Below are 13,116 nucleotides of genomic sequence, written 5' to 3' on the forward strand. Positions count from 1 at the left end.
TCATCATCAAAAATAAGCATTTATGATTGAGGTTATTAAGTTGTGGTTGAACCTACCTATGCCTTATTTCAAATGCTTTTTAATCACTTTTCCGGAGCAATTACGTGGTAAGCCTTCCCTAAATTCAACGGCAGAAGGGACTTTAAACTTCGCCATATTTTGCTCACAGAAATGGAAGAATTCTTCTTCACTCAAGGTTTCATTTTCAACCAGTACTACAAAGGCTTTGATTGCTTCATCACGAATGTTGTCAGGCACCCCAATTACGGCGACATCTTGAATTTTAGGATGTGAAGAAATGATATTTTCAATCTCAACGCAAGAAACATTTTCACCACCACGTTTGATCATATTGCAACTGCGATCAACGAAATAGAAAAAGCCTTCATCATCCCGATAACCATAATCTCCTGTATGTAACCAACCTTCTGGCTCTAAGGCTTTTGCTGTGGCATCAGGTCGGTTGTAATACTCTTTGAAAATGGTTTTACCGGGTTCGCCTTTTACGCAGATTTCGCCCACAACGCCATCAGGGACTTCGTGGTTTTGTTTGTCTCTGATTTGTGCTTGATAACAAAAACCCGGTCTGCCAATTGATGGCCAGCGGCGTTTATCACCGGGTCTGTCACCAATTAAACCAACTATAGTTTCTGTCATGCCATAAGAGGTGAGTAATCGCACGTTAAAGCGCTCAATAAAGGCGTCTTTTTCTTCGTCTGCGAGATTGAGGTAGAACATCACTTCACGTAATTTGTGTTGCTTTTCTTCGGATGAAATCGGTTGTGCCATTAACGTTCTCATCATCATGGGAATGCATTCCGTCACCGTCGCTTGATACTTAAGAATTTGTTTCCAAAAGGCTCTAGCACTGTATTTTTCGAGTAGGACAAATGTCGCACCTACAGAAAATGCTGCGAGAGATGCGGTGCATTGGCAATCAATATGAAAGGCAGGCATAACAGTGAGATAAACATCGTCTTCACGTAATGCGTTTTGCCATGATGAGTAATAACCGGCAAAGCGTAAATTATAATGTGTGATAACAACGCCTTTGGGTTGAGAGGTTGTACCTGAGGTAAAAAGGATCTCAGCGGTATCATCTACACTTAATGGAGTGTGATGATTAAGTGTAACAGGATGCTTGGCTTTCTCTTTTAGAAAATCAATAATCCCTTTCTCAGTAGGAAGCCTGTTTTCTGTTATTAAAAACAACTGAGTTAAAGGATTTTGTTCATCCTGTAACATAGGTTGGTAAATAGGATAGAAATTATCACGTGTTACTACGTAATGGGCTTGGCAGTGATTGATTATCCATGCGCTCTCTTCATGCATAAAGCGCGCATTAATCGGCACCATGACAGCACCTATTTTTGCCAGCCCAAACCAGCAAAAGAAAAACTCTGGGCAGTTATCAAGATGTAAGGCAACGTGGTCGCCTTTTTTTATGCCACCAGCATGGAAAAGATTTGCGGTTCTGTTTATCTCTTCATTTAATTCACTGTAGCTAAATTGTCTCACTTGTCCTTGTGCGGCTTCAAAAATTAGCGCTGTTTTTGTGCCATAAACCTCAGCCAAATCATCCCATATTTGGCGTAAGTTTTGTTTGCCAATCACATCCATTAAACTGTTATCCTATTCTTTTGCCATGAGTTCAGATGCGCTTTCTATCTTTGCGCTATCTGAATTCAGCGGTATTACTTTTCGATTTTAGCCAGTCCCTTATCGACTAGCCCCCTGATTTGTTCGTCGCTATAACCGATATTTTTCAAAATCGCATCAGTGTCCATGCCGTGAGATGGCATTCCACGCCATATTTTTCCAGGATTATTTTTAAATTTCGGCATCACATTTGGCCCTTTGCAGGTATCACCATTCATGGTTTGCCATTCGGTGATCGATTCGCGCGCGATATATTGCGGATTGTCTTCAAGCTCAGGAATAGTCAGCACTTTGGCACTGGCAATATTGAGCTCTGAAAGTCGTTTAAGGACATCAGTGATCGGTTGTTGTGCTAACCATTCATCTAATTTGTCTTCAAATAATTGACCATGAGGGCAATTAATACGGTGAATAAGTTGCGTACCTTCTGGCACTTCAGGTGTACCAAGCAGATGAGCAAGGCCGATATCTTTGAAAATTTCTTCAATTTGAGTGATACCGACAACTTCCATCACGATATAACCATCTTGGCAACGGTAAAGCCCACAGCCTGCGTAGTACGGATCTTTCCCTTTGGTCATACGAGGACAAATCTCACCGCCATTGAAATAGTCCATCATGAAGTATTGCCCCATACGCAACATCACTTCATACATTGCAATATCAATACTTTCGCCTTTACCCGTTTGTTGAACTTTATACAGTGCCGCTAACGCGGACGTGGTTGCTGTCATTCCTGAGAAATAATCTGCGGTATAAGGGAAGGCTGGCATTGGCTGATCTTTGTCACCATTTTGAATAAGGTAACCACTAAAGGCCTGAGCGATGGTGTTATAAGCGGGGAGGTTGGTATATTGCGGATCACCGTATTGGCCAAAACCCGATAAATGCGCAATAACCAATTTAGGATTATGCTCCCACAATACTTCATCAGTAATGCCACGGCGCGCAAAGGCTGGGCCTTTACTGGCTTCGATAAAGATATCGGTTGTTTCCATTAATTTTAAGAACGCATCACGACCTTCGTCTTTAAAGATATTTAGCGATAGTGCATGAAGGTTACGGCGAGAAAGCTGAGGATAGTGAGGTTGAACGCGAATGGTGTCAGCCCATGCAACGTTTTCAATCCAAATCACTTCAGCACCCCATTCTGCAAACATTTGTCCTGCAAATGGCCCTGCAATTTCAATTCCTGAAAACACAACACGAACCCCTGAAAGTGGGCCGAATTGTGGCATTGGTAAATGTTCTGTCATAGCGTCACCTCATAAGTGGTTGAGTGAATACTCTCTCACCTAATGATGAGAGAGTTTTCGTGATTAATTAGCGGTACTGTTTAAGCACTGAGCGTCCTAATGTCAGGATCTGCATTTCGTCAGAGCCACCAGAGACACGGTCAACACGAAGGTCACGCCAGAAACGAGAAATACGGTGCTCGCCAGCAATACCCACACCACCAAGCACTTGCATTGCACTATCGACCACTTCAAATGCCGCATTCGCACAGAAGTATTTACACATAGCTGCATCACCAGAAGTGATTAAGTTGTTGTCACTCTTCCATGCAGTTTCATATAACATGTTGCGCATTGAATTGAGTTTGATCGCCATATGAGCGAATTTTTCTTGAATAAGTTGGAAACGGCCGATAGCTTCGCCAAATTGCACACGTTGGTTGGCATAACGAGCGGCATCTTCAAAAGCGCACATTGCTGTACCGTAGTTAGTGAGAGCCACTAAGAAACGTTCGTGATCGAACTCTTCTTTTACACGGTTAAAGCCGTTACCTTCACGACCAAACATGTCTTTTTCTTCAAGTTCAACGTTGTCGAAAGTGATTTCACAGCAACTATCCATGCGTAAACCCAATTTTTCTAACTTGTTGACTTTAATGCCCGGTTTACTCATATCCACAAACCATTCAGTAAAGATAGGTTTATCTGGAGATGCAGAGTCACGGCTCATCACAACAACATAAGGGGTATAAGCACTACTGGTGATGAAGCATTTGCTACCGTTAAGGTAAACTTTGCCATTTTTACGGGTATAAGTGGTCTGTAAGCTACCGACGTCAGAGCCTGCACCGGGTTCGGTGATAGCAGAGTTCCACATCTGTTTACCTGTACCACGGAACGCCATGATTTTATCAATTTGCTCTTGAGTCCCTTCACGCAAGACGGTGTTAAAGCCACCAGGTAATTGATAAAGCACGTAAGTTGGTGCACCTAAACGACCTAATTCCATCCAAATTGCAGCAACAGTAACAAAACCTGCATTTAATCCACCGTGCTCTTCAGGAATAAGCAGATTGTCAATTTCCATATCCGCTAGGGCTTTGACAAAACGTTCTGGGTATTTGCTTTCGCGATCACACTGTGCGAAATAAGCTTCCCAGTTTTCACTGGCCATTAATTCGCGGACACCGTCAACAAACAGTTCCTGCTCATCATTCAATCTAAAATCCATGTTAATAACCTCTTAATATGTCATTCTTTGCGTATAGCGGATCAGTCTTTCCAATGTACTTTGGCATCTTTAATAAAGGACAAGGTGACCATGATATTGACGAAAAATAGTGGGCATCCTCCGGCGATAATGGCGGTTTGAATTGGTTTTAAACCCCCAAGTGCGAGCAGAATGATGCCGATAACACCGACCAGCACAGACCAGCCGATACGCACTAATAAAGGGGGCTCAGAGCCTTCTTTCATAGAGCGACAAGTGGACATTGCTAGTGTGTAAGAACAGGCGTTAATTAAGGTGACAGTGGCAATAAAGCAGAGGATAAAGAAGCCCCACATTGTCGCTGTACTAAGCGGTAATGCCGCCCATGTTTCGATAATGGCGCGTGGAACACCATATTGTTCAATCAGTTGTGGAATGTTGAGAATATTTTGGTCAATCAGTTGTAAGGTGTTACCACCAAGAATTGTCCAAATTAACCAAGTCCCTGCGGTTAAGCCTGAAACCATTCCTAAACACAGTTCACGAACAGTACGGCCTTTAGAGATACGGGCTAAGAAGATACTCATTTGGATGGCGTAAATAACCCACCATGCCCAATAGAAGACTGTCCAGCCTTGAGGAAATCCCCCTTTACCGATTGGGTCGGTATAAAACAGCATGCGAGGCATATACATCATCAATGTACCGACTGAATCGGTAAAGTAGTTGACGATAAAGCTCGCACCACCAACGATAAACACCCAGCCCAACATTAAAAAACTCAGGTAAGTACGAATATCGCTGGCGATCTTCACCCCTTTTTGCAGACCAAATGCCACACAAATTGCGTTTAATAAGATCCAGCAAGAGATAATAATGGCGTCTAATTGCAGGGTATGAGGAATACCGAATAAGTATTGAATACATTCAGTGACTAACGGTGTTGCTAAACCAAGACTAGTTCCCATTGCTAGAATTAAAGCAACGAGATAGAAGTTATCAATAATCGTTCCAACAATCCCATTAACGTGTTTTTCACCGATTAATGGCGTTAAGGTGCTACTTGGGCGAATAACTTCCATTTTGCGAACAAAGAAGAAATAAGCGAACGCAACAGAAAGGAAACTATAAGTTGCCCAAGGTAGAGGACCCCAGTGGAACAAGCTGTAAGCAAGGCCAATTTCTTTAGCTTGAGTTGAATAACCTTCCATTCCAAAAGGTGGGCTTGAAATGTAGTAGTATATTTCAATCGAACCCCAGAAAAGGACGGCGGCTGATGTACAAGACGCAAACATCATAAAGATCCAGCTTGCGGTACTAAATTCAGGTTTATCTTCTCCAAGACGTTTATTGGCATAACGACCGAAGACTAACCAAAACCAACCTCCGAACATGATAACCATGTACCATTCAAAGGCCCAACCCCAGACATTGGTAACATAGCTGAATACGGCATTAATCACTTCATTTGAAGCATCAAGATCGCGTACCGTTAACCAACATAAAATACCAACAATGATCAATGGCGGAAAAAAAACCTTCGGTTCTATTCCTGCCTTTTTATTATCTTTGCTCATAGGTAAAATTTCCAAATATATTTAGCGCAGAAGTTTAAGTAGTGTTAATTCTTAATAACTAATAAAACAATTAAGTTTATTTATGAATATTTTGTCTATTGGTGATTCATCATAATAGAAAAATAAAGTCATTGGCTAATCTACAAATCCATTAATGATGAAGAATGATGGATATTATAAGAAATCTATTCTGTTATTCACTTCACACTATTCTTTTTGTCGATTTTATGTTACGTTTTATAACGTTTTATTTTCATTGTAACTTGTTGATAATTATTAATATTGCTTTGTATGTAATCGGCTTGTTATATTCTGTCTTTCAATATTGTTGATCGAAGTAGCAATATTGAAAGTTGAATACTTCAATTAAAACCAATTTCAATATTGGTGATGTATTTAGCAATATTGAACGCTATCTCTTCTTTATTTAATAATGTTCAATATTGGTGACCTAGGTTTAATTTTTTAATCACTTAATTATGTTAATTCTATATTACATTGCCAGAGTAAATGACATTATTTATTAATTTCAGGAGATGTAATGAATATTATTACATGTTACAAGAGTGTTCCCGATGAGCAGGATATTACGGTAAATAGCGCAGACAGTTCGCTGGATTTTTCTCGTGCTAATACCAAAATCAGCCAATATGATTTAAATGCGATTGAAGCCGCTAATCAGCTTAAGACGCAACTTGATGGCATTCAAATCACGGCAATGAGTGTTGGTGGTAAAGCACTGACAAATGCGAAAGCACGTAAAGATGTTCTTTCTCGCGGTGCTGACGATTTAGTTGTTGTGGTTGATGACCAATTTGAAGCCTCTTTACCCTACCAAACGGCGATTACACTGGCGGCAGCAGTCACTAAAAAAGGTTATGACTTAATTCTTTGTGGCGATGGCTCTGCCGATCTCAGCTCACAACAAGTTAGTTTGCTGGTGGGAGAAATTTTAAATATCCCAGCAATAAATGGCATTAATAACATTGTTTCTCTCTCTAATGATTCAATTACGGTTGAACGTGAATTAGAAAATGAAATTGAAACACTGACCATTCCATTACCTGCTGTTATCGCGGTTTCTACCGACATTAACACACCTCAAATTCCTTCGATGAAAGCCATTCTTGGCGCAGCCAAAAAACCAGTTCAGCAATGGAGTGTTGCCGATTTGGGTCTGGATGTTATTACTGCGCGTTCAGAGCAAAAAATCGCGGCACCAAAACAAAAAGTCCGTCAACGCATCATCATTGAAGGTGATGGTGACGATCAGATTGCTGAGTTGGCAGAACATTTACGTAAAATTCTTAAGTAATAGGGGGAGTTATGAGTCAGTTTTCAACTGTTTGGGTATTTAGTGATGCACTTTCCCGTTTACCAGAATTAATGGGCGGCGCTTCTTCATTAGGGCAATCTATCAATGTATTTACATTGAATGACGAACAAAGTGCAGCAGCCTTTAAATTAGGAGCAACAGCGGTTTTCCAATTAGAAGGCAAACCAGACGATCGCATTATTGAAGACTATGCGCAAAGCATGATTGAAACCATCAAACAAAAAGGTGATGCAGGTTTAGTGCTATTACCTAATACACGTCGTGGCAAATTACTCGCAGCGCGCTTAGGTCATCGTTTAGACGCGGTTGTTTCTAATGACGCACAATCTTTAAAAGTAGACGGTGATGCATTAGTAGCAAAACACATGGTTTACGGTGGTCTTGCTTTTGGTGATGAAACCTTGAAAACCGCTTATTGCGTAGTGACTGCAAGTGTAGGTGCTTTTGATGTTGCACCAGAAACAGGTGCTACGGGTAATGCACAAAAAGTGGCATGGATTGCCCCAGCTCAAACCATTATTCGCAATGCAGTTCAGCCTCGCGAAATTAATGCGGTTGATTTAGATAAAGCGCGCTTTGTTGTCAGTGTAGGTCGCGGTATTGGTAGCAAAGAAAATATCGTTATTGCAGAAGAATTAGCCAAAGCCATTGGTGCTGAAATCGCGTGTTCTCGTCCTGTTGCCGAAAACGAAAAATGGATGGAGCACGAGCGCTATGTTGGTATTTCTAACCTGATGCTGAAACCTGAACTCTATTTGGCTGCCGGTATTTCAGGGCAAATTCAACATATGGTTGGCGCTAATGGCGCACAAATTATTGTTGCTATTAATAAAGACAAAAATGCACCTATCTTCCAATTTGCAGACTACGGCATTGTCGGTGATTTAATGAAGATTTTACCTGCATTAACTCGTCAATTATCTAACTGATTTATTTAAGCAGAGAAGGTGACTTCTCTGCGTTTATCGCAAATTCTGGAGATGTTATGTCCGATTCCGAAGATATTTTCGATGCCATTATTGTTGGCGCAGGATTAGCAGGATCTGTGGCTGCACTTGTTTTAGCAAGGGAAGGCGCACAAGTATTGCTAATAGAAAGAGGTAACTACGCTGGCGGGAAAAATGTAACCGGTGGTCGTATGTATGCACATACTCTTGAACGCATCATTCCTGAGTTTGCGCAAGAAGCACCAGTTGAACGCGTTATTACTCACGAAAAATTGTCGTTTATGACTGAAACCGGCGCAATGACAATGGATTACCAAAATGCACAAGGAAATAACCCAAAAACCGCCTCTTGGTCTGTATTACGTGGTGAGTTTGATCAATGGCTAATGGAACAAGCCGAAAATGCGGGTGCGCAATGCATCACAGGCATTCGTGTTGATAAGTTAGTCGAGCGTGATGGCAAAATTGTTGGTGTTGAAGCCGATGGGGATGTGTTAGAAGCCAAAGCCGTTATTTTAGCTGATGGCGTGAATTCTATCTTGGCTGAACAGTTAGGGATGACAAAACGTGTTGCCGCTGAAAATGTCGCGGTAGGCGTAAAAGAGATCATCGAATTACCTGAAAGTGTGATTAAAGATCGCTTTAACCTAAAAGATAACGAAGGCACAGCTTGGTTATTTGCGGGATCACCTACCGATGGATTAATGGGAGGGGGGTTTTTATATACCAATAAGACTACGCTCTCTTTAGGTCTTGTTTGTGGGCTTCACCATGTTAAAGATGCGAAGAAATCAGTACCACAAATGCTGGAAGATTTTAAACAGCATCCCGTTGTTGCGCCGCTAATTGAGGGCGGAAAAATGGTGGAATACGGTGCGCATGTCGTTCCAGAAGCGGGCTTAAGAATGCAAAACGAATTAGTACGTGATGGCGTATTGATTGCAGGTGATGCAGCAGGGATGTGTATGAACCTTGGTTTTACTATCCGTGGCATGGATTTAGCGATGGCATCTGGTGAAGCTGCTGCAAAAACGGTGCTTTCTGCTATGGAGAAAAATGATTTTAGTAAACAATCACTTAATGAATATCTCAAACATTTAGAAGATGGCCCGTTACGCGATATGAAAGCGTATCAGCGTATGCCTGATCTACTTGATAATCCTCGTATGTTTACTGCTTATCCTGAAATGGTCGTTGGGATCGCGAAAGATCTCTTTACTGTTACGGGTGACGCACCTGTACCAATGCGTAAAACCATGATGCGTCATACCAAAAAAGTCGGTTGGATGAATCTGATCAAAGATGGGATCAAAGGAGTAAAAGCAATATGAGTTCTCCCGTAAATGTCGATGTCAAACTAGGCATCAATAAATTTAATGTCGATGAAGAAAATCCACATATCGTCGTTAAAGAGCAACCTGATATGCAGGTGTTGGAAACCTTAGTCAAAGCCTGTCCTGCTGGTCTTTATAAAAAACAAGAAGATGGCACCATCAGCTTTGACTATGCAGGGTGCTTAGAGTGTGGAACTTGTCGAATTCTTGGTTTAGATAGTGCGCTTGAAAAATGGGAATACCCACGTGGAACTTTTGGCGTGGAATATCGTTACGGATGATGTATCGCTACTTTTCTCCCAGTGCTGCCTCCGGCCTGGGAGCTTTTCTTTTTTGCTTTATTTAGAAAAAATACCAGGACGCAGTCATGCAACCCAGAAACTTTGATGATATTCGCTTTACCTCTGTGCATCGTCGAGTGATGTTATGGGGGAGTGGTGGCCCTTTTCTTGACGGTTATGTATTAGTGATTATCGGTGTGGCATTAGAGCAACTCACACCGTTATTACAGCTTGATTCACAATGGATAGGTCTGCTTGGTGCGGCAACATTAGCCGGACTTTTTATTGGCACATCACTTTTTGGTTATATTTGTGACAAAGTGGGTCGTCGTAAAATGTTCCTTGTGGATATTGTGGCTATTGCGCTTATTTCGATTGCAACGATGTTTGTGTCAACGCCAGTGGGTCTCTTGGTGATGCGATTCCTTATTGGGATTGTGATTGGTGCTGATTACCCCATTGCGACGTCGATGATCACGGAGTTTTCCAATAAAAAACAACGTGCTTTTGCTGTCGGTTTTATTGCCGCAATGTGGTATATCGGGGCGACGTGTGCCAACTTAGTCGGTTATTTTTTATATGATGTGGCAGATGGCTGGCGATGGATGTTGGGCAGTGCTTTTATACCTTGTGTCATTATTCTAATTGGTCGTTTTGATTTGCCTGAATCCCCGCTTTGGTTAATACGAAAAGGGCGTATTCAAGAGTGTAATGAAATGATGATCAAACTTTTTGGTGAACCTGTTGTTTTTGAAGCTGAAAATGCCAAAAAAACCCGTTTTATCGAGCTCTTTAATAAACGTCATTTTTCTTTTGTGCTTTTTGTTGCCGTTATTTGGACTTGCCAAGTTATCCCGATGTTCGCCATTTATACCTTTGGACCACAAATTGTCGGTTTATTAGGGTGGGATGCGGGAAGAAGTGCGGCATTAGGGAATGTAGTGATTAGCCTGTTCTTCATGTTTGGGTGTATTCCTGCCATGTTTTGGTTAAATCAAACAGGGCGACGTCCGTTATTGATTGGTAGTTTCGCCATGATGACATTGGCATTATTGGTGTTAGGGGTTTTCCCTGATTTACCTATCTTATTTGTTATCTTAGCATTTGCGACTTATGCTTTCTTTTCTGGTGGCCCCGGCATTTTACAATGGCTCTATCCTAATGAATTATTTCCGACTGATATTCGAGCGTCAGCCGTGGGCATTATTATGTCAATAAGCCGTATTGGTACGGTTATTTCAACTTGTGCGCTTCCTGCCTTTATCGCTACTTATGGAATTAATACGACGATGCTAGTGGGTGCCGCAATTTCTTTATTCGGCATGATAGTTTCTGTGTTGTTTGCACCAGAAACCAAAGGATTAACGCTTAATCAGACCTCAACCATGCCAATGCGACGAGGTAAATAATCTTTTTAATTAATAAATAAATTAAGTGATTTAATTTACTTTTTATTTAGATGTTATAAAGTTTAATCATTATTGTATTTATTTTTATATTATATTGATTTAAATTATCACGTCGATATTTATTGATAAGATTTTTTTATATCTTAAAGTGATCTGAGTATATTTATATTAAAAAAAGAGAGTGGTTTTATTTTTTATTTAAATAAAGTGACTCTCCTTTTTCTTTATTTAAAATAACACCTTTATAACGCCTTGGTTTCAAATTTATCTCATTGTTATTAATTACTCTTCAATTACAAATTATATTTAACTCATCAAATCTAGATCCCAATCACAGATCTCTCTCATACTATTCAAATGACGAAAAACAGTTCGTTATTTACCAAGAATGAATAATATCCCCTACCCAGAATAAGGTCATTACAGACGCAAACACCAGCAAAAAAGCGGTTGAGTAGGTATTTATGGCCTTATTAGAAATGACAGTTAAAGAATGTCTAAACAATATTGTAAAGCAATATGCTTCACAAACAGCCTTGATTGAAAACCAAAGTAAAAAGACACTTTCTTGGCAACAATTACAACAAGAAGTAGAAAATGTTGCGCGTGGTTTTTTAGCGATTGGTTTAAAAAAAGGCGATCGTTTAGGTATTTGGTCTGCTAACAGTAAAGAGTGGATAATTTGTTTTCTTGCCGCTGCTCAAATTGGTGTTCCTGTTGTTTGTATTAACTTTCATTTTAAAAAAAGAGAGTTATTAGATTTATGTAGATTAACCGGTATTAAAGCATTGTGTTTTTCTGATGGGTTTAAAAGTAATAACTTTATTGAGGTGATTAATTGTCTTTCTAAAAAAGCATCCGAAAATAAAGATGTATTACCTCAGTTATTTATTAGCATGGGAAATAAAACGGCAGAAAAAAGTGTTTCGTTATCTCAATTAAAAGCAATTAGCAAAAAAATATCAGATAAAGAATATCAACACGCTGTTTCACAAGTCAGTGTAAAAGATTTACTGACAATTCAAATGACATCAGGTAGCACAGCTATGCCTAAAGGTGTCATGTTAAGCCAATATAATGTAATTAATAATGCCATGCTGTCAGCACAGCGATTAGGCGTAACACATAACGATGTCATTTGCCTTGCTGTTCCTCTATTTCACTGCTTTGGGCTCTCTTCTTGTCTCTTTTTTGCGTTAACAACAGGATGTCAATTAGTTCTGCTTGATAACTATTGTGCAGAAGATGTTTTGAAAGTGGTTCAAAACTATCGTTGTACCGTTATGCATGGTGTGCCAACGATTTTTAGCCGTTTAATGAAACATGAGCAATTTTCTCACTACGATTTATCTAGCCTTGATAAAGGCATTATAGCCGGGGCAAGTTTTCCTCCTGCGTTAATCGATGATATTGAAACTATCCTCGGCATGAAAGGGATCACCATCTCTTATGGTCAAACCGAAGCTTCTCCTTGTTGTACTCAAACATTACCAAACGATGCTTTACCAATAAAACGCAGTTCTATCGGTAAGCCATTACCTTTTGTTGAAATGAAAATTATTAATCCAAAAACGGGTAAACCTATGCCAGTGGGTATTTTGGGTGAAATTTGTACCCGTGGTTTTCATGTGATGATGGGTTATGACAATGCCCCTGATAAAACCCAAGAAGCTATCGATGAAGAAGGTTGGTTACACACAGGCGATATCGGTTATGTCGATGAACAAGGAAATTACCACTACGCCTATCGCATGAAAGAGATTGTAGTCCGTGGTGGTGAAAATATCAGTCTTTGTGAAATAGAAGAGGCTATTGCGGAATATCCCGGTGTTGACGCAACAAAAGCTTTTGGTATTCCTTCGGTTGATTTAGGTGAAGAAGTGATTGCCTCTGTTTGTGTGCAACAAGGCCATACCATTACGGAAAGCGAATTACAGGCATTTCTACAAGAGCGGCTAGCTCGCTACAAAATCCCCAAAGAACTCCATTTCTTTACGCAGTTTCCTCATACCCCTTGCGGAAAAATTGATGTGCAAGCCCTGAAATTGCAATTGGGTTATGGCGTTTCAATCAAGGATGAAAAAACCAAAGTAGCGGGTTAAGTGACAACGGATTTATCCACATTCTG

The 13,116-nt window shown here is 40.4% G+C and carries 10 protein-coding genes; 6 read left to right on the forward strand and 4 right to left on the reverse strand.

Annotated elements, in window-relative coordinates; all coding sequences use genetic code 11:
- Nucleotides 1-63: 63 nt before the first annotated feature.
- The 4 genes from caiC to caiT form a co-directional block, all read right to left on the reverse strand.
- Nucleotides 64-1,620, reverse strand: coding sequence for a crotonobetaine/carnitine-CoA ligase (gene caiC, locus ABN256_RS10640; RefSeq protein WP_349439464.1), 1,557 nt, complete (start codon nucleotides 1,618-1,620; stop codon nucleotides 64-66).
- Nucleotides 1,621-1,694: 74 nt separating this feature from the next.
- Entirely contained in the window at nucleotides 1,695-2,915 is a 1,221-nt protein-coding gene (gene caiB / locus ABN256_RS10645; protein ID WP_196554502.1) for an L-carnitine CoA-transferase, read from the reverse strand.
- Nucleotides 2,916-2,982: 67 nt separating this feature from the next.
- Nucleotides 2,983-4,125, reverse strand: coding sequence for a crotonobetainyl-CoA dehydrogenase (caiA, locus tag ABN256_RS10650; RefSeq protein ID WP_069369791.1), 1,143 nt, complete (start codon nucleotides 4,123-4,125; stop codon nucleotides 2,983-2,985).
- A 41-nt stretch (nucleotides 4,126-4,166) separates the two neighbouring features.
- A complete protein-coding gene (gene caiT / locus ABN256_RS10655; RefSeq protein WP_072069078.1) occupies nucleotides 4,167-5,681 on the reverse strand; it encodes an L-carnitine/gamma-butyrobetaine antiporter in 1,515 nt (504 codons plus the stop codon).
- Nucleotides 5,682-6,222: 541 nt separating this feature from the next.
- Between caiT and fixA the strand changes: the two genes are divergently transcribed.
- The 6 genes from fixA to ABN256_RS10685 all read left to right on the forward strand — a co-directional run bounded on the left by fixA (nucleotide 6,223) and on the right by ABN256_RS10685 (nucleotide 13,090).
- The gene (gene fixA / locus ABN256_RS10660; RefSeq protein ID WP_196554501.1) at nucleotides 6,223-6,996 is read left to right on the forward strand and encodes a putative electron transfer flavoprotein FixA; all 774 of its coding nucleotides are present in this window, start codon (nucleotides 6,223-6,225) and stop codon (nucleotides 6,994-6,996) included.
- Between the two features lie 11 nt (nucleotides 6,997-7,007).
- Nucleotides 7,008-7,946, forward strand: a complete 939-nt coding sequence (locus tag ABN256_RS10665) for an FAD-binding protein (RefSeq protein WP_196554500.1) — start codon at nucleotides 7,008-7,010, stop codon at nucleotides 7,944-7,946.
- Between the two features lie 56 nt (nucleotides 7,947-8,002).
- Nucleotides 8,003-9,295, forward strand: coding sequence for an FAD-dependent oxidoreductase FixC (gene fixC, locus ABN256_RS10670; protein ID WP_196554499.1), 1,293 nt, complete (start codon nucleotides 8,003-8,005; stop codon nucleotides 9,293-9,295).
- Nucleotides 9,292-9,579, forward strand: a complete 288-nt coding sequence (gene fixX / locus ABN256_RS10675; RefSeq protein ID WP_023582978.1) for a ferredoxin-like protein FixX — start codon at nucleotides 9,292-9,294, stop codon at nucleotides 9,577-9,579. The genes fixC and fixX overlap by 4 nt, the downstream gene beginning before the upstream one ends.
- Nucleotides 9,580-9,665: 86 nt before the next feature.
- Nucleotides 9,666-10,988 carry an MFS transporter gene (locus ABN256_RS10680; protein WP_349439465.1) on the forward strand — a complete coding sequence of 441 codons (1,323 nt, stop codon included), beginning with the start codon at nucleotides 9,666-9,668 and terminating at the stop codon, nucleotides 10,986-10,988.
- 464 nt (nucleotides 10,989-11,452) lie between these two features.
- The gene (locus ABN256_RS10685) at nucleotides 11,453-13,090 is read left to right on the forward strand and encodes an AMP-binding protein (protein ID WP_340893928.1); all 1,638 of its coding nucleotides are present in this window, start codon (nucleotides 11,453-11,455) and stop codon (nucleotides 13,088-13,090) included.
- Nucleotides 13,091-13,116: the final 26 nt, after the last annotated feature.

The organism is Proteus sp. fly-1008, assembly GCF_040140305.1.
Taxonomy (GTDB): Bacteria; Pseudomonadota; Gammaproteobacteria; order Enterobacterales; family Enterobacteriaceae; genus Proteus; species Proteus vulgaris_B.